Annotated in this window: 21 protein-coding genes and 1 pseudogene; 6 read left to right on the forward strand and 16 right to left on the reverse strand. The window is 62.3% G+C overall.

The window, feature by feature from the left end; all coding sequences use genetic code 11:
• Window positions 1–39 precede the first annotated feature (39 nt).
• The 9 genes and pseudogenes from C8K44_RS10200 to C8K44_RS10240 form a co-directional block, all read right to left on the reverse strand.
• Window positions 40–1,104, reverse strand: coding sequence for an ABC transporter ATP-binding protein (locus tag C8K44_RS10200; RefSeq protein WP_109575660.1), 1,065 nt, complete (start codon window positions 1,102–1,104; stop codon window positions 40–42).
• 17 nt (window positions 1,105–1,121) lie between these two features.
• On the reverse strand, window positions 1,122–1,913 hold the full coding sequence (locus C8K44_RS10205) for an ABC transporter permease (RefSeq protein ID WP_109575661.1): 792 nt from the start codon (window positions 1,911–1,913) through the stop codon (window positions 1,122–1,124).
• Window positions 1,910–2,827, reverse strand: coding sequence for an ABC transporter permease subunit (locus tag C8K44_RS10210; RefSeq protein ID WP_109575662.1), 918 nt, complete (start codon window positions 2,825–2,827; stop codon window positions 1,910–1,912). Before C8K44_RS10210 ends, C8K44_RS10205 begins: the two co-directional genes overlap by 4 nt.
• Window positions 2,828–2,891: 64 nt before the next feature.
• Window positions 2,892–3,998: an ABC transporter substrate-binding protein gene (locus C8K44_RS10215; protein ID WP_109575663.1), complete on the reverse strand. Its 1,107-nt coding sequence runs from the start codon at window positions 3,996–3,998 to the stop codon at window positions 2,892–2,894.
• A 239-nt stretch (window positions 3,999–4,237) separates the two neighbouring features.
• The gene (locus C8K44_RS10220; protein ID WP_109575664.1) at window positions 4,238–5,410 is read right to left on the reverse strand and encodes an iron-containing alcohol dehydrogenase; all 1,173 of its coding nucleotides are present in this window, start codon (window positions 5,408–5,410) and stop codon (window positions 4,238–4,240) included.
• A 181-nt stretch (window positions 5,411–5,591) separates the two neighbouring features.
• Window positions 5,592–6,995 (reverse strand): annotated as a pseudogene (locus C8K44_RS10225) (aldehyde dehydrogenase family protein); the annotation flags it as partial.
• A gap of 60 nt (window positions 6,996–7,055) precedes the next feature.
• On the reverse strand, window positions 7,056–8,426 hold the full coding sequence (locus C8K44_RS10230) for a glutamine synthetase family protein (protein ID WP_109575666.1): 1,371 nt from the start codon (window positions 8,424–8,426) through the stop codon (window positions 7,056–7,058).
• 105 nt (window positions 8,427–8,531) lie between these two features.
• Complete coding sequence (locus C8K44_RS10235) at window positions 8,532–10,091, reverse strand: amino acid permease (RefSeq protein ID WP_109575667.1); 1,560 nt, start codon at window positions 10,089–10,091, stop codon at window positions 8,532–8,534.
• Between the two features lie 18 nt (window positions 10,092–10,109).
• Window positions 10,110–10,901, reverse strand: coding sequence for an N-formylglutamate amidohydrolase (locus C8K44_RS10240; protein WP_245417443.1), 792 nt, complete (start codon window positions 10,899–10,901; stop codon window positions 10,110–10,112).
• Window positions 10,902–11,077: 176 nt separating this feature from the next.
• Between C8K44_RS10240 and C8K44_RS10245 the strand changes: the two genes are divergently transcribed.
• The 6 genes from C8K44_RS10245 to C8K44_RS10270 all read left to right on the forward strand — a co-directional run bounded on the left by C8K44_RS10245 (window position 11,078) and on the right by C8K44_RS10270 (window position 18,160).
• A complete protein-coding gene (locus tag C8K44_RS10245; protein ID WP_109575712.1) occupies window positions 11,078–11,905 on the forward strand; it encodes a MurR/RpiR family transcriptional regulator in 828 nt (275 codons plus the stop codon).
• A 212-nt stretch (window positions 11,906–12,117) separates the two neighbouring features.
• Window positions 12,118–13,269, forward strand: a complete 1,152-nt coding sequence (locus C8K44_RS10250) for an efflux RND transporter periplasmic adaptor subunit (RefSeq protein WP_109575669.1) — start codon at window positions 12,118–12,120, stop codon at window positions 13,267–13,269.
• Window positions 13,270–13,282: 13 nt separating this feature from the next.
• Window positions 13,283–16,411 (forward strand): efflux RND transporter permease subunit, encoded by a 3,129-nt coding sequence (locus tag C8K44_RS10255; protein ID WP_109575713.1) that lies wholly within the window; start codon window positions 13,283–13,285, stop codon window positions 16,409–16,411.
• A gap of 128 nt (window positions 16,412–16,539) precedes the next feature.
• Window positions 16,540–17,025, forward strand: coding sequence for a MaoC family dehydratase (locus C8K44_RS10260; RefSeq protein ID WP_281062988.1), 486 nt, complete (start codon window positions 16,540–16,542; stop codon window positions 17,023–17,025).
• A 112-nt stretch (window positions 17,026–17,137) separates the two neighbouring features.
• Window positions 17,138–17,782, forward strand: a complete 645-nt coding sequence (locus C8K44_RS10265; RefSeq protein ID WP_109575670.1) for a TetR/AcrR family transcriptional regulator — start codon at window positions 17,138–17,140, stop codon at window positions 17,780–17,782.
• A 138-nt stretch (window positions 17,783–17,920) separates the two neighbouring features.
• Window positions 17,921–18,160 carry a DUF680 domain-containing protein gene (locus C8K44_RS10270; protein WP_109575671.1) on the forward strand — a complete coding sequence of 80 codons (240 nt, stop codon included), beginning with the start codon at window positions 17,921–17,923 and terminating at the stop codon, window positions 18,158–18,160.
• Between the two features lie 67 nt (window positions 18,161–18,227).
• On the opposite strand, the gene C8K44_RS10275 is transcribed toward C8K44_RS10270, so the two are convergent.
• The 7 genes from C8K44_RS10275 to C8K44_RS10305 all read right to left on the reverse strand — a co-directional run bounded on the left by C8K44_RS10275 (window position 18,228) and on the right by C8K44_RS10305 (window position 24,569).
• Entirely contained in the window at window positions 18,228–18,467 is a 240-nt protein-coding gene (locus tag C8K44_RS10275) for a hypothetical protein (RefSeq protein ID WP_245417438.1), read from the reverse strand.
• A gap of 28 nt (window positions 18,468–18,495) precedes the next feature.
• On the reverse strand, window positions 18,496–19,044 hold the full coding sequence (locus C8K44_RS10280) for a sarcosine oxidase subunit gamma (RefSeq protein ID WP_109575672.1): 549 nt from the start codon (window positions 19,042–19,044) through the stop codon (window positions 18,496–18,498).
• Entirely contained in the window at window positions 19,037–22,030 is a 2,994-nt protein-coding gene (locus C8K44_RS10285; RefSeq protein WP_199227064.1) for a sarcosine oxidase subunit alpha, read from the reverse strand. The genes C8K44_RS10280 and C8K44_RS10285 overlap by 8 nt, the downstream gene beginning before the upstream one ends.
• A complete protein-coding gene (locus tag C8K44_RS10290) occupies window positions 22,030–22,410 on the reverse strand; it encodes a sarcosine oxidase subunit delta (protein WP_109575674.1) in 381 nt (126 codons plus the stop codon). The genes C8K44_RS10285 and C8K44_RS10290 overlap by 1 nt, the downstream gene beginning before the upstream one ends.
• 11 nt (window positions 22,411–22,421) lie before the next feature.
• Window positions 22,422–22,856 (reverse strand): hypothetical protein, encoded by a 435-nt coding sequence (locus C8K44_RS10295; RefSeq protein WP_109575675.1) that lies wholly within the window; start codon window positions 22,854–22,856, stop codon window positions 22,422–22,424.
• Between the two features lie 89 nt (window positions 22,857–22,945).
• Window positions 22,946–23,302, reverse strand: a complete 357-nt coding sequence (locus C8K44_RS10300) for a cupin domain-containing protein (RefSeq protein WP_109575676.1) — start codon at window positions 23,300–23,302, stop codon at window positions 22,946–22,948.
• A gap of 13 nt (window positions 23,303–23,315) precedes the next feature.
• A complete protein-coding gene (locus tag C8K44_RS10305) occupies window positions 23,316–24,569 on the reverse strand; it encodes a sarcosine oxidase subunit beta (protein WP_109575677.1) in 1,254 nt (417 codons plus the stop codon).
• Window positions 24,570–24,645: the final 76 nt, after the last annotated feature.

The raw sequence follows: 24,645 nt of genomic DNA on the forward strand, positions 1-24,645 counted from the left end.
AAGTCGCCCTGCAGCATCACCGCAGGTTTGCTGTTGTACCTAATGTAGTACCAGCACATCCCCAGAGGAAAAACTGATCTCGGTCTTCTCGCCGACGGCAGGCGGTGGGCTGTTGGGGCTATTGAAGGTGTCGAGCGAGACCATGTTTGGGCCAATGCCGACACGGACGCGGATGACAGAGCCCAAGAAATGCACGTCAGCAATCTGGCCGGTCAGGCTTGAATCATTGCCGGCCTTGCGCCCGAGCGCGATGGCCTCGGGACGAAGCGCAAACGACAGCGTGTCACCCGATTTCGACCCGTTGAGTTTGCCCTTGAGCCCGATCTCTTCGGCATTGATCTTGACCGTGCCGGACGCTGCGTCGCTGATCGTGCCCTCAAGCACATTGAGCGTGCCGACGAAGTTGGCCACGAACTTAGTCGATGGGCGGTTGTAGATCTCGAACGGCGTGCCGGTCTGGTCGGCGCGTCCTTCGTTCATCACCACGATGCGGTCGGACATCGACAGCGCCTCTTCCTGGTCGTGGGTGACGAAGATGGTGGTGATGCCCAGCTTCTTCTGGATCGAGCGGATTTCCTCGCGCAGCGAGATGCGCACCTTGGCGTCGAGCGCCGACAGCGGCTCGTCGAGCAGCAGGAGCTTGGGCTTCGGCGCCAGAGCGCGGGCGAGCGCAATGCGCTGCTGCTGGCCGCCTGACAGCTGGTAGGGATAGCGGTCGCCGAAATCGGGCAGCTTGATGATGTTGAGCATTTCGGCGACACGCGCCTGGGCTTCGGCCTTGGGCATGCCGGCCACCTTCAGGCCAAAGCCGATATTCTGCGCCACCGTCAGGTTGGGGAAGAGAGCATAGGCCTGGAACACCATGCCGATGTTGCGCTGGTTGGGCTTGAGACCGGTGACGTCCTTGCCGCCGATCATCACCTTGCCTGCCGATGGCTCCTCGAAGCCGGCGACGATGCGCAACATGGTGGTCTTGCCGCAACCTGAAGGTCCGAGGAAAGAGACGAATTCGCCCGCGCCGACGTCGAGATTGAAATCCTTGACGACGGCGACGTTGCCGAAGGATTTCTTGACGTTCTGGATGGAAAGGAAGGGATCGGCCATTGGCTTTTGCTCTTTTTTCAATTCGGGCGATTTGCCGACTTCGGCGCGAAACGTGCGAGGACCTGGATTACCGACATGCAGCCCCAGGTGATGGCGAAGGCGATGACAGCCAGTGCCGCCGGCTCATAGGCACGATTGGCGCCGATGTTCTGGAGGTACGGACCGAAGGCCGGACGATTGAGCAAGCTCGCCAGGGTGAACTCGCCGATGACGATGGCAAAGGTCAGGAAGGCGCCCGACAATACGGCGATCAGCACGTTGGGCAGGATGACCCGAGCGATGATGGTTATCCAGCCCGCACCCAGGATCTGCGCGGCTTCGGTCAGCGTGCGCACATCGATGGTGCGCAGGCCGGTGTCGACGGCGCGGTACATGTAGGGCAGCGCCAGCGTCGCATAGCCGATCACCAACAGCGCATCGGTGCCGCGTGCTGAACCGAGGAACGGCAATGGCGAGTTCGAGCCATACATCCTGATGTAGCCGAAGACGATGACGATGGCCGGGATGACCAGCGGCAATAGCGTGATGAACTCGACGATGGGCCTCAGCTGCGGCATGCGCAGCCTGATCCAGTAGGCTGTCGGCACGACAAGCAACACGCCGAGGATAATGGTAAACACCGCCACCGTTACCGAATAGGCGAAAGTCTCCTGAAAGCGGGCGTCGCCGAGCACGACGCGATAGGCGTCGAAGGAGTATTCGCCGCGCCGCATGCGCAGCGAGAACTCGAAGGTCGCGATCAGCGGGATGAAGAAATAGGCGGTACCGAGGGCAAAGACGAGCCATGCCCAGAAGCGACCGGTCTTCATTTGAGCCACCTCTCGCTGCGGGTACGGAACCAGATGTAGAAGATGTTGGCGAGACCGGTGACCACGATCATGCCGAAGGCTAGCGCATAGCCGAGATGCGGATTGTGCAGCACGTCACCGCGGATCTGCGCATAGAGCTTGATCGGCACGATATTGAGCGATGAGCCTGTGAAGGCATAGGCAGTGGCGATGGCGCCAAAGGAATTGGCAAACAGCAAGATGACGGTGCCGAGGAAGCTTGGCCACAGCACCGGGATGACGACCATGCGCCAATATTGCCAGGTGGTGGCACCAAGGGTCGCTGCCGCCTCGCCCCACTCGCGCTTGAGCCCGTCGATCGCCGGCGTGATGATGACGATCATCAGCGGGATCTGGAAAAAGAGATAAACGACGATCAGCCCCCACGAGCTGAGCACGTTGAAGCCCATCGCGTAGATGTTGATGCCGAAGGCATCGCGCAAGATGACTGTCACGAGCCCGAGGCGGCCGAGCGTGGCCAGGAAGGCGAAGGCCAGCGGCACGCCAGCAAAGTTTGAGGCGACGCCGGAAAACGTCATGGTCGACGAGCGCACCCATCTGGGCAGCCCGCCGCGCACGATGGCAATCGCCATGGCGAGGCCGACGAAAGCGCCGATGGTGGCCGACCAGAAGCTGATCTTGATCGACACCCAATAGGCGTCGCGGATCGAAGCGTCGAGGAACAACTGGCGGATGTTTGCGAGCGTGAACTCGCCCTGGTCGTTCTGGAATGCGCCGACGACGAGATAGAGCGTCGGCAGGATCAGGAACATCAATGCGAATATGAAGAACGGAGCAACGCCGAGCCAATGGGTCGGCAGCCGGAAGCCGCTTTGCGCGTCAGGTGGTGCGGAGCGCGCGGCATCAGCCGTGGTGGTTATGCTGGCTTGGGTCATTCGTGCGCCGTCTTGAGAGAAATTACGGGCGGCCGCGAGGCCGCCCGCGTCGATAGGAATTCAATTACTGGACGTTGGCGCCAACAACCGCATCCCACTGCTTGGTGATCGCTTCCTTGGCCTTGGCCTGGTCGTCGAGCGTCGGGAATACGGCTTTTTCATAGGCAGCGGCCGGCGGCAGCTTGTCGAGCATTTCCTGCGGGATCTTGCCGTTCTTGGCGAGATCGTTGAAGCGGATCGGGTGGCAATAGCCCTTCAGCCAGCCGAGCTGACCTTCGTCGGAATAGAGATACTCCATCCACAGCTTGGCTGCGTTCGGGTGCGGCGCATAGGCGCTGATCGCCTGAACGTAGACACCGGCAACGACGCCCGACTTCGGCACGACGACTTCGACCGGCGGGTTGCCATTGAGCGTGTCGCGGCCAGCAAGGGCGTTGTAGTCCCAGGTGATCAGGATCGGGGTCTGGCCCTGCGCGAGGGTTGCCGACTTGCCGATGACCGGCACGAAGTTGCCCTTGGCGTTCAGTTCCTTGAAGAAGGCGAGGCCCTTTTCGGCGGCCGAAGCTGCGTCGGTGGCACCTGCGCCGAGGCCGGCAGCATAGACGCCCTGGATTGCCTGGTTGGACGCGCGTGGGTCACCCGCGAGAGCAACCGAGTTCTTGTACTCGTCCTTGAGCAGGTCAGCCCAGTCCTGCGGCGCGTTCGGCACGAGGTCCTTGTTCACTTCGAACGAAAGAACGCCGTAATAGTCGCCGTACCAGAAGCCGTCGGCGTCCTTGGCGGTGTCGGGGATCGAATCCCAGGTCGACACCTTGTAAGGCTGGATCAGGCCATCGGCCTTCGCCTGCGGGCCATAGGAAAGGCCGACGTCGATGACGTCAGGCGCCTGCGGACCCTTGTTGTCCTTGTTGGCCTTGATCGCCTCGATCTCATCGCTCGAACCCGCGTCGGGGTTCAGTTCGTTGACAGTGATCTCGGGATACTTCTTCTTGAAGCCATCGATGACTGCGCCATAGCCGCACCAGTCATGCGGCAAGGCGATGGTGGTGAGCTGGCCTTCCGCCTTGGCGGCAGCCTCGAGCGCAGCCAGATCCTGCGCGGAAACGATCGCGGTCGTCACCATCAGCGACGCTGCGGTAAGGGAAAGCACTTTCCCTGTAAGCTTGAACATGTTGTCCTCTCCGTTGAACTGACGCCCTGAGACGCCTGCGATGCGGTATCGGCTTCATGTGACAATCGCATGAAGGTTATATGAAGCCGGCGCGCGCAGTGGAAAAAAGTTAACTACTTTTAATCGGTTGTCGCAATCGTCGCCGTTGTTTACCGGCTAATTAAATTGCGGAAGCCTCCCCAAGCCCTCCCCTCTATTTTGCCGACTATACAAGTCGGGTTCGCGTTCCAGCACTAGTCTCAAACCGCCCCTTCGATGGCGTTTTCAAGCAAGCCCAGTGCTGCTTTCTTCGTGAGCTTGATCGGATTGCCGCCGGCAGTCGGATCGACCACCGCCATGTCAGCGATCAGGGTCTTGCGCTTCTTGTCCATGTCGAGACCCTTGATGAGCCCGGGTAGCGCGTGCGGCACCTTGAGTTCCTTGCGCAGCTTGATCACCGCCTTGGCGAAACCGTCGAAACCGCCCTTGATGCCGCAATAGGCAGCCAGCCGGACGATCTTGTCTTCAATCGCATCGCGGTTGAAGGCCAGCACGTAAGGCATGAAGACGGCATTGGTCATGCCGTGATGGGTGTCGTAGAGGCCGCCGATCGGGTGCGACAGGGAATGGATGGCGCCGAGACCCTTCTGGAATGCGGTCGCGCCCATCGCTGCGGCAGCCATCATGTTGGCACGCGCGGTCAGATCCTTGCCGTTGGCATAGGCCTTGGGCAGGTTTTCAAAGACCAGCCGCACGCCTTCGACGCCGATACCGTCTGCCATTGGATGAAACCCGGGCGCGCAATACGCCTCCAGGCAGTGCGCCAGCGCATCCATGCCGGTGCCCGCGGTGATGAACTGCGGCATGCCCACCGAAAGTTCCGGATCGGCAATAACGATGGCAGGCAGGATCTTCGGATGGAAGATGACCTTCTTGGTATGCGTCGCCTCATGCGTCAGAACGCTGGCGCGGCCGACCTCCGATCCGGTGCCGGCGGTAGTCGGCACCGCGATGATCGGGGCAATGGCGTCGGAATTGGCGCGCGTCCACCAGTCGCCGATATCCTCGAAATCCCACACCGGCAGTGTCTGGCCGGCCTGGAAGGCGATCAGCTTGCCAAGGTCGAGCGCCGAGCCGCCGCCGAAAGCGACGACGCCATCATGCTTGCCCTTCTTGAATGCTGCGATGCCAGCAGTGAGGTTGGACTCGACCGGGTTCGGGCGAACATCGGAGAAGACGGCGTAAGGCACTTTGGCGTCGTCGAGAATTTTCAGCGTCGAGGCAACGACCGGCAGTTTGGCGAGGCCCGGATCGGTGACGAACAACGGCTTCTTGATGCCGGTAGCTGCAAGCGCGTCGGGCAGCTCGGAGATGCGGCCTGCACCGAAGCGGACCGTGGTCGGGTAATTCCACTTGGAAACGAGTTTGGACATTTTTTCTTTCCAGAAGTTAGAGGCACCCCCACTCCGTCCCGGCTTCGCCGGTCCACCTCTCCCCCTGCCCGGGGGAGAGGAAGAGCGCGAAACCTCGACCGGCGTTTCCTCTACCCCGTCGATCGGGGGAGAGGTGCCGAGCGTAGCGAGGCGGAGTGGGGGTCGAAGACATTGTCGCGACCTAGATCTTCTCGCGCAGGTGATAGGACTTCGGCCGGGTCAGGTTGTCGTAGCCGATCTGCGACAGGGCTGCGCCCTTGCCGGTGTCCTTGACGCCGGTCCAGACAAGCGCGGGATCGAGATAGTCGCAGCGGTTCATGAACACCGTGCCGGTCTCGACGCGGTCGCCGATCGAAATGGCGTGCTCGGTGTCAGAGGTCCAGATCGAAGCGGTAAGGCCGTAGGGGCTGTCGTTCATCAAGGCGATCGCCTCCTCGTCGTTGCGCACCTTCATGATGCCGACGATCGGGCCGAAGCTTTCCTCACGCATGACACTCATCTGGTGGTCGACATTGGTCAGCACCTCGGCCGGCAGATAGGGCGAGCCCGCCTTGTCCTGGGGGTCCTTGGTGTTCATATGCGCGACCGCGCCCTTGCGCAGGGCTTCCGCCTTCTGCTCGCGGATGAAGTCGGCAAAACGCGCCTGCGCCATCGGCCCCATGGTGGTTGCCTGCTCCAGCGGGTTGCCGAGCACATAGCTGTTGGTCTCGGCGATGAAGCCCTCGACGAACTGGTCGTAGATCTTCTCGTGGACGTAGACACGCTCGATGCCGCAGCAGCACTGGCCCGAATTGAAGAACGCGCCTTCGACGAGGTTGGCGACAGCGTGGTCGAGCTTGGCGTCGGCCAGCACATAGGCCGGGTCCTTGCCGCCAAGTTCGAGGCCGAGCGTCATGAAGGTGCCTGCCGCGGCCTTCTCGATGGCGCGGCCGCCAGCAACTGAACCGGTGAAGTTGACGTGGTCGATCTTGCCCGAGCCGAGCAGCTTCTCGGTCTGGGCGTGGTTGAGCACCAGATTCTGGAAGACGTACTTGGGCAGACCGGCGACTTCAAATGCCTTGGCAAAGCGCTCGCCGACGAGCAGCGTCTGCGCGGCATGCTTGAGGATGACAGTCGAGCCGGCGATCAGCGCTGGAACGATGGTGTTGACGGCGGTGAGGTAGGGATAGTTCCACGGCGCAATGACCATGACCACGCCGAGCGGGTCCTTCTTCACATAGCGGCGGAAACCATCCTTGGGATTGGACGCCGGGACAGGCGCGAGCGCGCTCTCTGCGATCTCGACCATGTACTGGGTGCGTTCCTTGACACCGCCGAACTCGCCGCCGTAGCGGGTCGGCCGGCCCATCTGCCAGGCCAGTTCCGGCACGATCTCGTCGCTCATGGCAACGAGTGCCTCGAGCATCTTGAGCATGTAGTTGGCGCGCTCGGCGACAGGCACCCTGGCCCATTCGGCTTGCGCTGCGCGGGCACGTTCCACGGCTGCGTTGACCGCCTGGTCGCTGGCAACGGGGCGCTCGACGTAAATCGAGCCATCGACGGGGGATTTGAGTTTGACCGTTTCGGTCATTTTGTTGTCCTTCCAAGTTCAACACTCCCCTCCGTCCGGCAGGGCGGAGGAGAGCCATAATAATTGTTGGTGACTTTAGTACCGCTCGAATCCCCGGTGCAATTCCCAGTCGGTGATGCGGCGGTCATATTCGAACTGCTCCCAGCGTGCGGTGTGGACGTAGTGTTCGACCACATCCTCCCCGAGCGCCTCGATCAGCATCTTCGATGATGCCAGTGTTTCGGTGGCGTCGCGCAAGGTCTTGGGAATTTCGGGCAGACTGGCAGCCTGATAGGCATCGCCGACAAACGGCTTCTCCAGCTCGAGCTTTTCGTCGATGCCGGCAAGACCGGCCGCGATCAGAGCTGCGAAGGCCAGATATGGATTGAGGTCGGCGCCGCCGATCCGGCACTCCATGCGAATGCCCTTGGTGCCCTCGCCGCAGAGACGGAAGCCGGCGGTGCGGTTGTCCTCGCTCCACATGATCTTGGTCGGCGCAAACGTACCGGCCTGGAAGCGCTTGTAGGAATTGATGTAGGGCGCCAGGAACCAGGTGAACTCCTTGGCATATTTGAGCTGACCCGCAGCCCACTGCTGGCCAAGCTTCGACAGGGTCCATTCCGCTCCCTTGTCGTAGAACAGCGGCGTCTTGCCATCCGCGCTCCACAGCGAGTTGTGGATGTGGCTCGAATTCCCGGCGAGGCCGTAATTGTACTTGGCCATGAAGGAGATGGCCTTGCCTTCGCTGGCCGCGATTTCCTTGGCGCCATTTTTCAGGATGACGTGGCGATCCGCCATCTCAAGCACTTCGGCGTAGCGGACGTTGATCTCTTCCTGGCCCGGACCCCACTCGCCCTTCGAATTCTCGATCGGGATGCCGGCTGCTTCCATCTCGTTGCGAAGCCGGCGCATGACGCCTTCTTCCTTGGTGGTGATGCCGATCAGGTAGTCGCCGATATAGGGTGATGCGGTATCGAGATTTTGCCAGTGTTTTCCACGCGCGGAATCGTAGGTTTCGCTGAACAGGTAAAATTCGAGCTCGGAAGCGAAATAGGCGAGATAGCCACGTTCCTGCAGCCGCTTGACCTGCTTGCGCAAGATGGCGCGAGGCGAATGCGGCAGGTCGGAATGGGTGTGATGGTCGAGCACGTCGCAAAGCAACAGCGCCGTCTTTTCGAGCCATGGCACGTTGCGGATGGTGTCCAGGTCGGGCTTCATGACGAAGTCGCCATAGCCTTTCGACCAGCTCGCGGCCTTGTATCCCGGCACCGGCTCCATATCGATATCGTTGGCCAGCAGATAGTTGCAGCCATGGGTCTCGTCATAAGCGGAATCGACGAAGTACTTGGCCAAGAACCGCTTGCCGACCAGCCTGCCCTGCATGTCGACGGCACAGGCCAGAACCGTGTCGATCTCGCCTGCGGCGACAGCTTTCTTCAACTGATCGAATGAGAGATTTCCAGCCATTTTCGTTCCGCTCCGGGCAATGCCACTTTCAGGTTTTGGAAGATCGTTGAGGTTTGAAAAAAGACGTGGCCGGCTCTGGGCCGGCCACGGCCATCTTGAGGACTGTCAGTGTCCGGTTTCGCCGACCGCACGCTCGGCTGCCGCGATCTCGGCGGCGCGCTTGGCCACTTCGTCGCCAATTGGGGGGCCCTGGAAGCGGCGTGCTTCAAAGCCGAACCAGACGATACCTGTCACGACCAGGAAGCCGACGGTGATGTACAGCGCCCAGTCGTTTGGTGGCTGGATGCCGATCACGAAGATCAGGACCATGGCGATGATCGACAGCACCGCAAACAGCTTGAACGTGCCCTCACCGAGATCGAACGGGCCCATCTTGTCCCACTTCGAGGTGCCCCAGGCCAACAGGCCTAGCGCGATCGGAATGGTGAAGGAGAAGAACAGGAAGATGACGGTGCAAGCAACGACGATGGTGTAGACAGGCGTCTCGCCGATGGAGACCAGCGACGAGCCCCAGACGAAAAGCACGGCCAGGATCGAGCCGGTCCAGATCGCCGCCACCGGCGTGCGGTAGGTCGGGCTGACCTTGGCCAGTGCCTTGGAGCCCGGCAGGCCACCGTCACGCGAGAAGGCGAAGATCATGCGCGACACCGACGTCACCGTCGCCAGGCCGCAAAGCCACTGCGCGACGAAGATGGCGAGATATAGCAGGTCCTTGACCACGGGATTGACCTGTTCGGTCATCGCCCAGAAGAACACGTTCCAGCCCTGAGCCGCGGCATCGTCCATGCTTGGCAGCATCAGCACGAAGGCACACAGCATGATGTAGCCGAACAGCGCCGACCACAGCACGGAGCCGATCATGGCGCGCGGCACCGAATGCGCAGCCTTCAGCGTTTCTTCCGAGGTATGCGCGGAGGCATCGTAGCCGGTGATGGTGTAGATCGGCAGCAGCAGGCCAAGCAGGAACACCCACATCGACGAATTGGTCGGCCAGACATTGCCACCCGCCTCGCCCGAATAGTTGGCGAAGGTGAACAGCCGGCTGATCTCATAAGTATCCGCGGCCGCCAGGCACACGACCGCCAGCGCAATCGCGGTGGCGAAGATCAGATAGCCGGAGAAATCGGTGAGCTTGGCGGTGAGGCCAATGCCCATGTGGTTCACCAGCGCCTGCAACCCGGTGATGATGGCCAGGAAGATGATGCGCGTGGTCGTGGTGTCTTCGAGACCAAGATAGGTGGTGCCGAAGGCGCCCATGAAGAAATAGTAGGTGCCGACATTGATGGCGCCGAGCACCGTGACCAGACCGAGCAGGTTGAACCAGGCGGTTAGCCAGCCGGTGAAGCGGTTGCCGAGGATCGAACCCCAGTGATAGAGGCCGCCGGCCGTTGGATAGGCCGAGCTGATCTGCGCCATGGCGACGGCGAAGACAAGGCTGACGAAACAGCCCAGCGGCCAGCCAATGCCGATGGCGGCACCGCCAGCGCCCGAAGTTGCCTGGGCGAGCGAGTTGATGCCGCCCGACAGGATGCAGATGATGGAAAACGAAACCGCGAAATTCGAGAACTGGCTCATTCGCCGTTCGAGTTCCTGGGCGTAGCCCATACTGTGGAGGACCTTGACGTCCTCGCTCTTGTCTTTTTCGGAATAACCAGGCGATGTCATGCGAGTGTCCCCTTGTTGTTATGCCTTTGATTGAGCTGCGCGGCCGTCGCTCGTCCGGAATGGGGCAGCTTCGCCCGCCTCGGGTTCGAGTTCCGCAAAGATGCCCGTGAGCAAGTCCGCCCATTTCCGCTGCCCGGTCTGCGCCGGAATTTCGTCGTTGCGGATTTCGATCATCGCGCACGGCAGGCCGCGCGACCTGCCGTGGTGTTCCAAGGTGAAGTAGACGCGATCAGCCGGCGAATAAGGCTCGTTGATACCGACATTGATGCCGTCGAGTCGCTGCAGCGCCGCGATCAAGGGTACGGCGAGCCGAGCATCCTCGTCATGAATGATGCCGATTGGCCAGGGGCGCGAAACACCTTTGTAGACCGGGGTGAAGGAATGGACCGACACCAGTCTCGTCTCGCGCCCTTCCGCGAGCCGTTCCGAAACGACCTCGTCGATGGCATCGTGGAACGGTCGCCACGACAGCGCCACACGCGCCTCGCGCTGCGCGCTGGTAAGCGCGGCATTGCCCGGAATGGCAGTGGTTTCGCTGATCTCGGGGATCAGGTCGTGGGCGGCGAGCGGGCGGTTGCAGTCAATGGCAAGCCGCGAGACGCAGGATTGAACCAGCGTCGCGTCGAGGCCTTCGGCCATGCGTTCGGCGACCGGCAGCGCACCCGGATCCCAGGCGATGTGACGTTGCATTTCGGCGGCATCCAGCCCGAGCGTGCCGAAGCTCGCGGGCAGATGATTGGAAGCGTGATCGCAGATAATGACGTAGGGGCTGCGCCCGGCCCGATTGGTCACCCGGACGGCATTCGACATCGCGCGTAGTACGGCCTGGCCCTTACCCATTCATTTTCCCAGGGGCCGTATCGTATGTTACGTATTTTTGTTCATTGCGCCCCTGTGGATGATTTCATACACATTGCAAGAGTTTGTCAAATGTCATTTGCGCTCGCTGGTGGGCCAAGGCGGCAACGTTCGCGGAAGGGATGCAGATGGTTTCGAGCGTTGCCGAACTGATCACCGAAAAGATCGATACGATGTCTGCCGGCGAGCGCCGCGCGGCCCAGACGCTGATCTCCTCTTATCCGCTGATTGGACTGAAGACGGTGGCCGAATTCTCCCAGCAGGCTGGCGTGTCGTCGCCAACAATCCTGCGATTTGTCGCGAGGCTGGGCTTCCAGAACTACCCCGAATTCCAGTCGGCACTTCAGGACGAGCTTGCAGCCCAGTTGCAATCACCGGCCTCGCGCACCATCACGGCACGATCGCCCCTGCCCGCCTCAACCGCGCCGATCCTGGAGGCGGTGCTCGAAAACATCCGCGAAACATTCAGGCATATCTCGGACAAGCAGTTGGCCGACATCGTCAGCCAGCTCGCCAACCAACGCGCCCATGTCTATCTCGTCGGCGGCCGTTTCACCGATCCCCTGGCGCGCTACATGGCTGCCCATCTCAATTTGATCCGGCCGAACGTCACCCATCTCGTCGGACAGGAAAGCCTGTGGCGCGACCGGCTGATAGACATGAGCAAGCGCGACACGCTGCTCATCTTCGACATCCGCCGCTACCAGGACAGTCTGGTCCACTTCGCCGAGAAGGCACATAATCGTGGCGCAACGATTATCCTTTTCACCGACCAATGGCTGTCGCCGATCGCGCGTTTTGCCCGCCATGTGATTGCCGGGCGCACAGCCGTGCCGTCGGCCTGGGATTCATCGGCAGCTCTTTTCGTTGCCGCCGAAACGCTCATCGGCGCACTGACGCGAAAGCTAGAGACCGATGGCGCCAAGCGCATTCGCGAGATCGAGGACCTGCGCTGACCTTGGCGCCCAATCCTTGAAAGATTACGCAGATTTAATGTGCGGCACGCCGAGAATTGCCATAAGTCTCCGCTATCGAACTAGGCTATAATATGGTCGCTGGCGCGCTCTTTTTGCGCGCACAGACCTCGAAATAATGCGCAGACGCCAAAGAGGCGTCGACGCCCGGCCCGAAATGCCGGGCCGAGGGACTTAGCGAGACTGGAGTGCAGATGGCCGCCTGGAAGCAGATTGTCTTGGCAATCGTCATTGCGCTTGTCGCAGCCGCCGGTTGGGTGCTGTTCGTTCCGAGCTCGCGTACCGTCCTCGCAAGCTGGGGTATCGACTGGGCTTGGGCGTCTACCGAAAAGGCCGCACAGACGACTGGTGGCGGCAATCGGCAGGGCGGACGCGGCGGCCAGGCGCAGACCCCTGTCGTCACCCAGACAGTCACCACCGGCACCATCAACGACAAGCTCTCGGCGATCGGCACCGGCCGCGCGCTGAACTCCGTGGTCATCAACCCATACGCATCCGGCCGGCTGACCGGAATTGCGGTCACTTCAGGCGAAAAGATCGAAGCTGGCACTGTCATCGCCAAGCTCGATTCTGATTCGGAAGAAATCGCGCTCGAACGCGCGCGTATCGCCCAAGGCGACGCAGAGGCGTCGCTGGAGCGCATCAAGGCGCTCAGGGCATCCAATACCGCCACAGCCGTACAGCAGAGGGAGGCTGAACTGGCGCTCGACAATGCGCGGCTCGCCGTGCGTGACGCCGCCCTGGCGCTAGACCGCCGCACCATCACCGCGCCGATTGCCGGCGTTGTCGGCATCCTGCCGGTCGAGGCCGGCAACTACGTCACCAGCCAGACGACGATCGCCACCATCGACGACCGTTCGCGCATCATCGTCGATTTCTGGGTGCCCGAACGCTTCACCGGCTTGATCTCGGTTGGTGCGCCGCTTTCGGCCAACTCGATTGCTCGTCCCGGCCAGGTCTTCGACGGCGTGGTCAGCGCTGTCGACAACAGGCTCGAGGAGCAGAGCCGGACGTTGCGCATCCAGGCCCGGCTCGACAATGACGGCGACGTGCTGCGCGCCGGCATGTCGTTCCAGGTGGCGATGGAATTCCCCGGCGACACCTATCCATCGGTCGACCCCTTGGCGATCCAGTGGGGCGGCGACGGCGCCTTCGTTTGGGCGCTTGCCGACGGCAAGGCCAAGCGCGTTCCAGTGCGCATCATCCAGCGCAACACCGACAGCGTGCTGGTCGTGGCCGCATTGACGGCGGGCGACAAGGTCGTCACCGAAGGTATCCATACGGTGCGCGAAGGTGCTGAACTTCTCGTCGCCGGCAGTGAAGCTGCCGTGCGCAGCGGCTCCTGAGCAGGAGCGGCCCATGAGCAGCACCCAGAACGAACACGCCGAAAAAGGTATCACTGCGCTCTTCGTGCGCCGACCGGTGCTGGCCTTCGTCATCAACACACTGATCGTGGTTGCCGGCCTCGCCGCCTTCTACGGCGTCGAGATCCGCGAGTTGCCCGATGTCGACCGCCCCGTCATTACCGTGTCGACAACCTATTCCGATGCGGCGGCCGAGATTGTCGACCGTGAAGTAACCGCTGTCGTTGAGGGCGCCGTCGCGCGCGTCACCGGCGTGAAGGCGATATCGTCGAGCTCGTCATACGGCAACAGCCGCGTGACAGTGGAGTTCAACGACGGCGTCGATCTCAACGTCGCGGCTTCCGACATGCGTGACGCCGTTGGCCGCGTGACCAACTCTCTGCCCGACGACGCCGATGCCCCGCGCATCGTCAAGGCCGATGCCAATGCTGATGCGGTCATGCGCCTTGCGGTGACCTCCGACACCATGCCCGTCGAGGACATGACCATCCTGGTCGAAGACCAGATCGTCGACGTGCTTGCATCAGTCGACGGCGTTGCCGACGTCCAGGCATATGGCGACCGGGCCAAGGTATTCCGGGTCGACATCAACCAGGCCCGGGTGGCGAGCCTAGGCCTGACGCTCGCCGACATCTCCAACGCGCTGGCGAGTGTTTCCTTCGACGCGCCGGCGGGCTCGCTGACCGTCGGCAACCAGGACATCATTGTCCGCGCCAGTGCTGCGGTAACCACGCCCGAGGCCTTCGAAAGCATCATCATCAACGGCAAGACCCGCCTTGGCGACGTTGCCACGGTCACGCTGGGCGGCGACCCCGGTTCGACCTCGCTGCGCTCCGACGGCAAGACCGGCATCGGCATCGGCATCGTTCGCCAGGCGCAGTCGAGCACGCTCGACATCTCCAAGGGCGTTCGTGCAGCCGCCGAAAAGATCCAGTCGACGCTGCCCGAAGGCATGACCATCCGCGTGACCAGCGATGACGCCACCTTCGTCGAGGGCGCCATCCACGAGGTCGAGATCGCCCTGCTCTTGTCGGTGACCATCGTCCTGATCGTCATCTACCTGTTCCTGCAGGACTGGCGCGCGACACTCATTCCCGGCTTTGCCATGCCGGTGGCGATGATCGGCACGATCGCCGGCATCTATCTCGCCGGCTTTTCGGTCAACATCCTGACGCTGCTGGCGCTGGTGCTGGCTACAGGTCTTGTCGTCGACGACGCTATCGTCGTGCTTGAAAACATCGTGCGTCGCCGCAACGATGGCATGGGCCCGCGCGCTGCGGCCGTGCTCGGCACGCAGGAAGTGTTCTTCGCTGTGGTGGCTACGACCGCGACGCTCGCCGCCGTCTTCATCCCGATCTCGTTCCTGCCCGGTCAGACCGGTGGCCTGTTCCGCGAATTCGGTTTCGTGCTGGCCATCGCAGTGCTGCTGTCGTCGGTCGTCGCGCTGTCGCTTTGCCCGATGCTCGCCTCCCGCATGCTGACGGAAAAAAGCATCGAGCACAGCCATTCGGGAGTGATCGGCAAGATCGGCACCAAGCTCGCGGCGCTTTACAAGCGCTGCCTGCGCGCCTGCCTCAACGCACCGGCGATCGTCATCCTGATCTCCATATTGTTTGCCGGTGCCGCCTACCTGGCCTTCGGCTCGGTGCGCCAGGAACTGACCCCGACCGAAGACCGCTCGATGGTGATGCTGCGCGTGTCGGCACCCCAAGGGGTCAGCCTCGACTACACCGCCTCGCAGTTGCGCCGCATAGAGGGGCTGATCGAGCCGCTTCGCAAGTCGGGCGAGATCGAAAGCACTTTCGTCAGCGCCGGCATGGGCAACAACAACAACAGCGGCTTCATGGTGCTGTCGCTGGCGCCTTGGGACAAGCGCGAGCGCACCCAGCAACAGATCGCCGCCGATATCGTGGCGCGAACCCGCGATGTGCCAGGCGTGCGCACCACGGTCGCCCAGCCCAACAGCCTCGGCATCCGCGGTGCCGGCAACGGCCTGCAATTTGCCCTTGTTGGCAACAGCTACGCCGATCTGGGTGTTGCCGCCAACAAGGTGTTGGCCGAGATGGAGAAGGACCCGCGTTTCCAGCAGGCCCGTCTCAGCACCGATTCGACGCAGCCGCAGCTGTTCGTCACCGTCGACCGCGACCGCGCGTCCGACCTCGGCATCGACATCAAGGGCCTGTCGCCGGCGCTGCAAGCCATGCTCGATGGCCGCAAGATCGCCAGCGTCTTCATCGAAGACCGCAGCTTCGACGTGAAGCTGGTCTCGACCACCAACCCGATCAACGATTCGACCGACCTCGAAAACATCTTCATCCGCGCAAGCGACGGGCGCTTCGTGCCGGTCTCCACCATCGCCTCGCTGAGCGAGCGTGCCGTGCCGCCGTCGCTGTCGCGCGAGCAGCAGCAGCGTTCGGTGGCGATCACCTCCAACCTCGCCGACAACTTTGCCCTTGGCGAAGCGCTGCAGCGCGTGCAGGAGATCGCGGCCCCGGTCCTGCCGGCAGGAAGCCGTGTCCTGCCGCTCGCGGAAGCCGCGACCTTGAACGAAACCAGCGGCAGCATGCTGACGATCTTCGGTTTTGCCATAGTCATCATCCTGCTGGTGCTTGCAGCGCAGTTCGAGAGCTTCGTCAGTGCTGTCGTCATCATGGCGACGGTACCGCTGGGCCTTGCCTGCGCCGTCTTCGCGCTGCTCCTGACCGGAACCTCGCTTAACGCCTACAGCCAGATCGGCCTTGTCCTGCTTGTCGGCGTCATGGCCAAGAACGGCATCCTTGTCGTCGAGTTCGCCAACCAGCTGCGTGACCGCGGAATGGGGGTACGCCAGGCGATCGAAGAGGCAGCGACCATCCGCCTTCGCCCGGTGATGATGACGATGATCTGTACCGTGCTCGGCGGCCTGCCGTTGGTGCTGGCGCAGGGCGCCGGCGCGGAAGCCCGCATAGCGCTCGGTTGGGTGATCGTCGGCGGTCTCGGCCTTGCCACGATCTCGACCCTGTTCCTTACGCCGGTGGCCTATCTGCTGCTCGGCCGCTTCATCACGCCCAAGGTTGCCGAAGAAAGCCGCCTCAAGCGCGAGCTCGAGGAAGCAGCCTATACCGGCGTCGAACCGGCGGAGTAACGACCCGCCTGATGATGGGCATTCTGCTGCGGATTCGCCGCCGCAAGCGATGACAGGGCGTGTCTGTTTCTGTATCAGTCCACCAAACCAAAGCGCACATCACTTTTTCTTATCCAGGACAGATACAAATGAGCCTGAAATCGATCACTCTCGACGAACTTCAGGCCAGCGTTGGCAAGGAGGTTGGCGTGTCGCCATGGCGCACGGTCACCCAGTTGATGATCGACCAGTTCGCCGATGCCACCGACGACCACCAGTTCATCCATTGCGACCCGGAACGGGCCGCCAAGGAAACGCCCTTCGGCGGCACCATCGCCCACGGTTTCCTGACCCTTTCGCTGCTTTCGGCCATGACCTTCGACACGCTTCCCTCGGTCGAAGGCGGCAGCATGGGTATCAACCAGGGTTTCGAGGAGCTGAAGTTCGTGGCTCCGGTGAAGACCGGGTCGCGTATCCGCACCCACTTCGTCCTGGCTGAGTTGAAGATCCGTCCCTCGGGCTGGATTCAGGCGACGCATGAGGTGACCATCGAGATCGAGAACTCGAAGAAGCCGGCGCTGACGGCACGCTGGCTGACGCTGACTTTTGTCGAGCCGGCGAGCGAAACGGCCTAAGCATCCCTCGTCAGCGTATAGCCTTGAAGAGCTAACTCGCTTGCCTTGCCGCCTTTTGGAGGCACGTATAAAGTCGCCGGCTTCGAGTGCGTGAAGTCAACAGGGCGTAACCGTGTCCAGCATTGCCGCAAACAGACGTGGGCTTCACAAGGCCGAACTCAGGGCCGAACTGGTAGCAGCCGCCCATGCGCTGGTGCGGGAAGAAGGCTATGAGGGCCTGACGATCCGCAAGCTTGCGACGCGGGTCGGCTATGCTCCCATGTCGGTCTATTCCTACTTCGCCGACAAGCAGGAAATCCTGCTGGCGCTGGCCGAGGATGCCTTCGCCGACCTGGCGCGGCGGATGCGGCACAACCAGCCTCGCGATCCACTCGAAGCGGTCCACGCAGCGCTTACCGAATATGCTGAGTTCGGACTTGGCAATCCGAATGAATACCGGACCGTATTCATGACCGAGAAGCAGAAACCGCCGGTTGGAAAGACCTTCGCCGAGATGGAACGAGGCAACCCGGCATTCCAGGTCATCCTGGAGCGGGTTGAAGCATGCATCTTGGCTGGCAAGCTGAAGGGTGACGCCCGTGCCATCGCCACGGCCCTGTGGACAGTGGCCCACGGGGCGATCTCGCTGCTGATCACGTTTCCCTTCTATCCCTTCGGCGATCCCAAAGCCTATGTGATGCGTATCGGCGATCTCGCCCTGGCCGGACTGGCCGCAGGCGAGACGGCTCCGCTCACGGACGAACCCGGCCATTGTTAGAGCCTGCCGGGTAGCATTCAGTGCCTGAAAAAACAAAAGATCCGTACGCGTACGGCTAATTTCCTTGCAATGCGCAAGGTGCGGCCGTATCTGTAAGTTATCCCGTACATGTACGGTAAGGTTTTACGGAGATGGACAATGCGACGGACGATTCTGGCGCTCGCGGCGATGCTCGCGACGAGCGGCCTTGCAATGGCAAAAGACACGCACAACACGGCGCCTGTGCCGACAGGGTGCAGCGCAACGATGTCCAAGCAGAAAGTCGACTGTGCCACGACAGGTTCGATCAAGCAGCGCAGTGCGGTCCCCACCAAGGATGGCGAAACTCCGCGGCTCGGCTTCGACATGAACCCGTGGATCGTGCCGCCTTACTATTGAGTTTCTGGCGGGCTTCACGGCAAAAGCCGCCTGAAAGGGCGGCTTTTGTGCAACTAAAGCTGGGGGATCAGATTTTTCTCGGCTCTACCGGCCCGCCGGAAATGGTGGTCGAGGTCACCGACACCGGGTCGCTGGCCGGAAAGCTGTCTTCCAGGCCTTCGTCCAGCTCTTCCTGAAGAATGTGCTGATCCTTGGGCCTGTCGTCGCTACGCCTTGCGCGTCTCTCGCGCCTTGGCAGCATCTGTCCTTCACTCGGCTCGGAAATCAGGGACATCGCGTCGATCCTCTCTTGAACGTCGAGGAACAAACGTTCGCCCTGCCCCGAGGTTCCGAAATCAGCCGTCGCGCGCCGCCTCCGACAGGAAACCGTAGACGTAGTCGGAGAACGAACGCCAGCACTCGATGCGGAAGGCATCTTCGCCGGTCCTGAGCAGCACCATCTCGACCTTGCCAAGCACGGTGCGTGAGGCTGCGCCCACCGGAAACGCATCAAGCGACAGGTCCTGCGGGCAACCGGCGTTGATGGTTGCGGCTGCGTTGGGACCGGTGACCGCAATAGCGACATTGCGATGGGACACATCCACCGCCGAGTGCAAGCCCTTGACCGAAGCACAATCAGCGAGTGGATCGCCACCGGCCTCGTCGATGACCAGCCATTCGTCAGGCCCGAGCCAGAGAGCGCTGCGACCGCCCTTTGTGGTGGTGGTCTTGGGCTTCTCCGGAAGGCTGACGCCGAGCGCCTTGGACAGCGCAGCCTTAGCGGCTGGCCGGGCGCGCAGCGACATGCGGCTTGCCGGCTCCAGCACTTTGAGCGACACGCCCTGCCCGCCGACACTTTTGCCAGCGAGCGCGGGGCTTCTGGTGGCGACTGCGACCTTAGCCATTGAGGCGGCCTCCCTTTTCGTCGAAGAACATGGTGCCGGTGACTTCCACTTCGATGACGCCGTCGGGCATCGGCACGTAAAGCGTTTCACCGATGCGGTCGCGACCACCTGCGACGAGCGCCATGGCGATCGAGCGATCGCAATTCTCCGACCAATAGCTCGACGTGACATGGCCGATCATTTTCATCGGGATCGCCTGCTTGGGGTTCTCCACGATCTGAGCGCCTTCTTCCAGCACAGTTCGCGGATCCCTGGTCTTGAGGCCGACGAGTTGTCTGCGGCCCTTGGCGACAAGGTCGGGACGCATCATGCCGCGAATGCCGACGAAGTCGGTCTTTTTCTTGCCCACGGCCCAGTCGAGACCGGCATCGTTCGGCGTGACCGTGCCGTCGGTATCCTGGCCGACGATGATGTAACCCTTTTCGGCGCGCAGCACGTGCATCGCCTCGGTGCCATAAGCACAAGCGCCATGCTTCTGGCCTTCGGCCCAAAGGGCTTCCCAGACGGCGCGGCCAAAGTCGGCCGGCACGTTGACCTCGAAGCCGCGATCACCGGTGAACGACATGCGGAACAGGCGAGTCGGCACGCCTGAGATCTTGCCCTCGCGCACCGACATGTGCGGCATCGCCTCGTCGGACATGTCGATGCCCTCGACCAGCGGCTCGATGATCTTGCGCGAATTCGGTCCCTGTACGGCGATGACCGCCCACTGCTCGGAAACCGAGGTGAGCCACACATCCAGATTGGGAAATTCGGTCTGGAGATAGTCTTCCATGTGGTTCATGACGCGGGCGGCACCGCCGGTCGTCGTCGTGACATGGAACCGATCGGGCGCAAGGCGGCCAACGACACCGTCGTCATAGATGAAGCCGTCCTCGCGCAGCATGATGCCATAGCGGCAGCGGCCGACTTCCAGCTTCTCCCAAGGGTTGGTGTAGAGCAGTTCCATGAACTTGGCCGCGTCCGGGCCGACCACCTCGATCTTGCCAAGCGTCGACGCGTCGAACAGGCCGGCAGCCTTGCGCACGGTGACGCATTCGCGATTGACGGCGGCATGCATGTCTTCGCCGGCGCGCGGGAAATACCAGGCGCGCTTCCACTGGCCAACGTCCTCGAAGACCGCGCCATGTCCTTCGGCCCAATTGTGGGTCGCGGTCTTGCGCGTCGGGTCGAAGAGGCCGTGGCGAGCGTGGTTGACGATCGCACCGAATGTCACCGGCGTGTAGGGCGCGCGGAACGTGGTGAGGCCTACCTGCGGAATGTCCTTGTCCAGCGCCTCGGCAGCGATGGCGAGGCCATGCATGTTGGAAGTCTTGCCCTGGTCGGTGGCCATGCCGTTGGTGGTGAAGCGCTTGACGTGCTCGATCGAGCGCATGCCTTCATGCACCGCCTGGCGGATGTCCTTGGCGGTGACGTCGTTCTGGTAATCAACGAAGGCCTTGACCTTGGTGTCGGCGCCAGCGCCCGGGCCGGCACCCAGCATGCCGCCGCTCCAGCCTTCGGAAGCCTCGACCTTGAGGGAAACGCCCTTGGACGACTTGGCACCGGCATTCTTCGCTGCCTCAGCACCTGCGGCAAGCGCCTGCTCGAGGGTGTCCTCAAGCGAGTCCGAACCGTTGCAGGCGCCGACCGAGACGCAATCCTGCGCGTAAGTGCCTGGCAGGAAACGCTTTGTCGCATCGTCGAACGCGACCTTGCCGCGCGACTGCGAAAACATGTGCACCGACGGCGTCCAGCCCGCCGACATCAACAGCGCATCGACGGCGATGGTGCGTTCCGCGCCGCCGCCCTTGGCCTGCACCGTCATCGACTTGATGCGCTGGCTGCCATTGGCGCTGGTAACCGCGCGGCCATGATTGACCTCGATGCCGAGCGCGCGAGCCTCGTCGACCAGCGGGCCGGTCGGGTTGTCGCGCAGGTCGACGATGGCGGCCACGCCAACGCCGGCCTTCTTGAGGTCGATCGCCGCGCCATAAGCACTATCGTTGGCGGTGTAGACGCCGACTTGCTTGCCGACGACGACGCCGTAGTGATTGAGGAAGGTGCGTGCGGCGGATGCCAGCATGACGCCCGGGCGATCGTTGTTGGCGAACACCATGTGGCGCTCGATTGCGCCGGTGGCCAGGATGACGCGCTTGGCGCGAACCTGCCACAGCCGCTCGCGCGGCTCGTCGCGGCCAGGGCGCGCGAGATGGTCGGTGACTCGTTCGACCAAACCTACGAAATTCTGCGCGTAGTAGCCGAACGCGGTCGTGCGGCTGAGCACCTGGACATTGTCCATCGCGGCAAGCTTGGCAACCGTCGCCTGGGCCCAGCCCCAGCCGTCCTGGCCGTCGATGACAGCACCCTTTTCATAGCGCAGCGCGCCACCGAAATCAGCCTGCTCGTCGCAGATGATGACACGCACGCCTGTCTCGGCAGCCGCAAGGGCAGCTGCGAGACCAGCGGCACCGCCGCCGAGCACCAGCACTTCGCAATGGGAGTAGCGCGCGGAATAGTGGTCGGGGTCGGCCTGATCGGGCGCGACGCCCAGGCCCGCCGCAGCGCGGATATTGGGCTCGTAAAATTTCTTCCAGGCAGCCTTCGGCCACATGAAGGTCTTGTAGTAGAAACCGGCCGAAAAGAACGGCGATGCGAGATCGTTGACCGCTCCGACATCGAAGGAAAGCGACGGCCAGCGGTTCTGCGAACTGACGGTCAGCCCGTCATAAAGCTCCTGCACCGTTGCCCGCACGTTCGGCGTCTTGCGCGCGGCGTCGCGTTCGATGGTCACCAGCGCGTTGGGCTCCTCGGCACCAGCCGACAGGATACCGCGCGGGCGGTGATACTTGAACGAGCGGCCGACGAGATGCACGCCATTGGCGAGCAGCGCAGAGGCCACCGTATCGCCGGCAAGGCCGGTCATCGGCTTGCCGTCAAAGGTGAAGCGGGCGGTCTTGGCAGGCGTCAGGCGGCCCTGGCCGGAAATGCGATAGGAACCGGCCATCATGCCTCTCCCTTGGTCGAGCGCTTGGCCTTGGGCTTCACGTTCAGTTGGTCTGGTGGACGGTTCGCCCAGGCAGCGGGACCATGTTCGCTCGACAATTTCGAAATGTCGGGTTTCGGCTCGCCGGCCTTGTAGGTCAACAGAAACCTGTCGGTGATGGTGTCACGGGCGGCGTTGAAGAAGCGCGCGCAGCCATGGATATGGCGCCAGCGCTCGAAGATGACGCCCTTTGGATTCGAGCGGATGAAGAAGAATTTTTCGAAATCCTCATCGCTTTCGGCAGCGATGTCAGTCGATCGGGCGATATGGGCCTCGCCGGCGTTGCGGAATTCGAGCTCTGGGCGCTCTTCCTCGCAGTAGGGGCAGTGAATGAGAAGCATCTGGATGATCCCTAGAGTTCGCCGGGGCCGATTTGAGTGCCTTGCGGTTGGTCGCAAAGCCTTTCGCCAAGCGCCGCGAACGGCGCCACCCGCTTGATCAGCGCTTCCACCGTATCGACGGGCAAGAACAGATCTCGGTTGGCGATGTTGAAAAAGGTGAGTTCGAACGGATTGACCGTAACGATGACGTGCCGCGGCTTTTGCGGCTCCGGGTTGTCGCCGTCGCCTGCCGGATCCTCGACAAACGACACGACCCTGGCACCGCCGCTCCACACGCAGGCCAAGGTGCCCGAGGCAACCGAAAACGGCCATTCGCCCTCATTGCCGGCGCGGCTTATCTTCTGGAGCCGCACCTCGCTCATGTCCGGCATGTGGAACAATCCCCTCTCGCCCGCGAGCACGAGGGGGGTAACCACAGCAGCCATGGTCACGGCCAGCATCGCCATCAGCGCGCCATATCCCCGGCCGCCGCTTCACCAGCGGCGCGGAACTGACAACGAAGGCAACGCAGCGTGCGCATCGAGACTGTCTTTCCTCAGATCCTGGACTTGACCGCGGCAGTAGCTGGATCGCCGGTATTGGGCACACCGGCCGGCTCGATCAAAAGCAGATGCGTTTCTTCCTCGGCAAGCGGGCAATGTTCGACGCCTTTGGGCACGACATAGAGTTCGCCAGGCCCGAGGACGACATCGCCTTCCCTCATCTGGATTCGCAGCCGGCCCTTGAGCACGAGAAAGAAGTCGTCGGTGTCGGGATGCGAATGCCAGTTGAACTCGCCCTTTACCTTGACGACCATGATGTCGTTGCCGTTGAAACCGGAAACGATCTTGGGCGACCAGCGCTCGGAAAAGAGCGACAGCTTTTCAGCGAGATTGACTGCCTTTTCGGACATCCCTGTGGCCCCCTCAGTGCGCTACGGCGGCCGCCGCGGCCTCGTCGATCAGACGGCCGGTGCGGAAGCGCTCGATGGTGAAGGGCGCGTTGATCGGGTGCGGTTCGTCGCGGGCGATGGTGTGGGCAAACACGTTGCCCGACCCAGGCGTCGCCTTGAACCCGCCAGTGCCCCAGCCGCAATTGACGTAGAGGCCGGGCACAGGCGTCTTGGCCAGGATCGGCGAACGGTCGGGCGTGACGTCGACGATGCCGCCCCACGAACGCAGCATCTTCATGCGCGTGAACATCGGGAACATCTCGCAGATGGCGTCGAGCGTGTGGTTGATGATGTGAAGGCCGCCGGTTTGCGAATAAGAGATGTACTGGTCGGTGCCGGCGCCGATGACCAGTTCGCCCTTGTCGGACTGCGAGATATAGGCGTGCACGGTGTTTGACATGACGACGCAGGGGAACACCGGCTTGACCGGTTCAGACACCAGCGCTTGCAGCGGGTAGCTTTCGAGCGGCATGCGCACGCCGGCCATGTTCATGATCACCGAGGTGTGGCCGGCGGCAACGACGCCGACCTTCTTGGCGCCGATGAAGCCCTTCGAGGTTTCGACGCCCGAAACGCGGCCGTCGGGCGTGCGGCGCACGCCTGTCACTTCGCAGTTCTGGATGATGTGCACGCCGCGATCGGAGGCGCCACGGGCATAACCCCAGGCGACCGCGTCGTGGCGCGCCGTGCCGCCGCGGCGCTGCAATGCTGCACCGACTACGGGATAGCGCGCCGAGGCCGAGATGTTCAGCGGCGGGCAGAAGTCCTTGGCCTGCTCCGGCGTCAGCCATTCATTGTCGATGCCGTTCAGCCGGTTAGCGTGCACATGACGCTTCAGCACCTGTACGTCATGGACGTTGTGGGCCAGCATCATGACGCCGCGCGCCGAATACATGACGTTGTAGTTGAGGTCCTGGCTAAGGCCGTCCCACAGCTTCAAGGCGTGGTCGTAGATGCCAGCCGATTCGTCATAGAGATAGTTGGAGCGGATGATGGTGGTGTTGCGGCCGGTGTTGCCGCCGCCGAGCCAGCCCTTTTCCAGCACCGCCACATTGGTGATGCCATGCTCCTTGGCGAGATAATAGGCGGTTGCAAGGCCGTGGCCGCCGGCGCCGACGATGATGACGTCGTATTCGCTCCTCGGCTCGGGCGAGGACCACTGTTCCTCCCAGCCCTTGTGGCCGCGCATCGCCTCTCGGGCTATGGCAAAAACCGAATATTTCCGCATTGTTTCAGGGCCTCGCAGATGCCGCAAGCTTAAGAGCGCGAGGTGTAGCACTAGCGAAATCCAACCACCAGCCTTG

Source organism: Aminobacter sp. AP02, assembly GCF_003148805.1.
Classification (GTDB): Bacteria; Pseudomonadota; Alphaproteobacteria; order Rhizobiales; family Rhizobiaceae; genus Aminobacter.

What these genes read in the sequence shown, in the direction of transcription:
- C8K44_RS10200 (WP_109575660.1), bottom strand. Translation starts at nt 1,104, where the DNA reads ATGGCCGATCCCTTCCTTTCCATCCAGAACGTCAAGAAATCCTTCGGC.
- C8K44_RS10205 (WP_109575661.1), bottom strand. Translation starts at nt 1,913, where the DNA reads ATGAAGACCGGTCGCTTCTGGGCATGGCTCGTCTTTGCCCTCGGTACC.
- C8K44_RS10210 (WP_109575662.1), bottom strand. Translation starts at nt 2,827, where the DNA reads ATGACCCAAGCCAGCATAACCACCACGGCTGATGCCGCGCGCTCCGCA.
- C8K44_RS10215 (WP_109575663.1), bottom strand. Translation starts at nt 3,998, where the DNA reads ATGTTCAAGCTTACAGGGAAAGTGCTTTCCCTTACCGCAGCGTCGCTG.
- C8K44_RS10220 (WP_109575664.1), bottom strand. Translation starts at nt 5,410, where the DNA reads ATGTCCAAACTCGTTTCCAAGTGGAATTACCCGACCACGGTCCGCTTC.
- C8K44_RS10230 (WP_109575666.1), bottom strand. Translation starts at nt 8,426, where the DNA reads ATGGCTGGAAATCTCTCATTCGATCAGTTGAAGAAAGCTGTCGCCGCA.
- C8K44_RS10235 (WP_109575667.1), bottom strand. Translation starts at nt 10,091, where the DNA reads ATGACATCGCCTGGTTATTCCGAAAAAGACAAGAGCGAGGACGTCAAG.
- C8K44_RS10240 (WP_245417443.1), bottom strand. Translation starts at nt 10,901, where the DNA reads ATGTCGAATGCCGTCCGGGTGACCAATCGGGCCGGGCGCAGCCCCTAC.
- C8K44_RS10245 (WP_109575712.1), top strand. Translation starts at nt 11,078, where the DNA reads ATGGTTTCGAGCGTTGCCGAACTGATCACCGAAAAGATCGATACGATG.
- C8K44_RS10250 (WP_109575669.1), top strand. Translation starts at nt 12,118, where the DNA reads ATGGCCGCCTGGAAGCAGATTGTCTTGGCAATCGTCATTGCGCTTGTC.
- C8K44_RS10255 (WP_109575713.1), top strand. Translation starts at nt 13,283, where the DNA reads ATGAGCAGCACCCAGAACGAACACGCCGAAAAAGGTATCACTGCGCTC.
- C8K44_RS10260 (WP_281062988.1), top strand. Translation starts at nt 16,540, where the DNA reads ATGAGCCTGAAATCGATCACTCTCGACGAACTTCAGGCCAGCGTTGGC.
- C8K44_RS10270 (WP_109575671.1), top strand. Translation starts at nt 17,921, where the DNA reads ATGCGACGGACGATTCTGGCGCTCGCGGCGATGCTCGCGACGAGCGGC.
- C8K44_RS10280 (WP_109575672.1), bottom strand. Translation starts at nt 19,044, where the DNA reads ATGGCTAAGGTCGCAGTCGCCACCAGAAGCCCCGCGCTCGCTGGCAAA.
- C8K44_RS10285 (WP_199227064.1), bottom strand. Translation starts at nt 22,030, where the DNA reads ATGGCCGGTTCCTATCGCATTTCCGGCCAGGGCCGCCTGACGCCTGCC.
- C8K44_RS10290 (WP_109575674.1), bottom strand. Translation starts at nt 22,410, where the DNA reads ATGCTTCTCATTCACTGCCCCTACTGCGAGGAAGAGCGCCCAGAGCTC.
- C8K44_RS10295 (WP_109575675.1), bottom strand. Translation starts at nt 22,856, where the DNA reads ATGGCGATGCTGGCCGTGACCATGGCTGCTGTGGTTACCCCCCTCGTG.
- C8K44_RS10300 (WP_109575676.1), bottom strand. Translation starts at nt 23,302, where the DNA reads ATGTCCGAAAAGGCAGTCAATCTCGCTGAAAAGCTGTCGCTCTTTTCC.
- C8K44_RS10305 (WP_109575677.1), bottom strand. Translation starts at nt 24,569, where the DNA reads ATGCGGAAATATTCGGTTTTTGCCATAGCCCGAGAGGCGATGCGCGGC.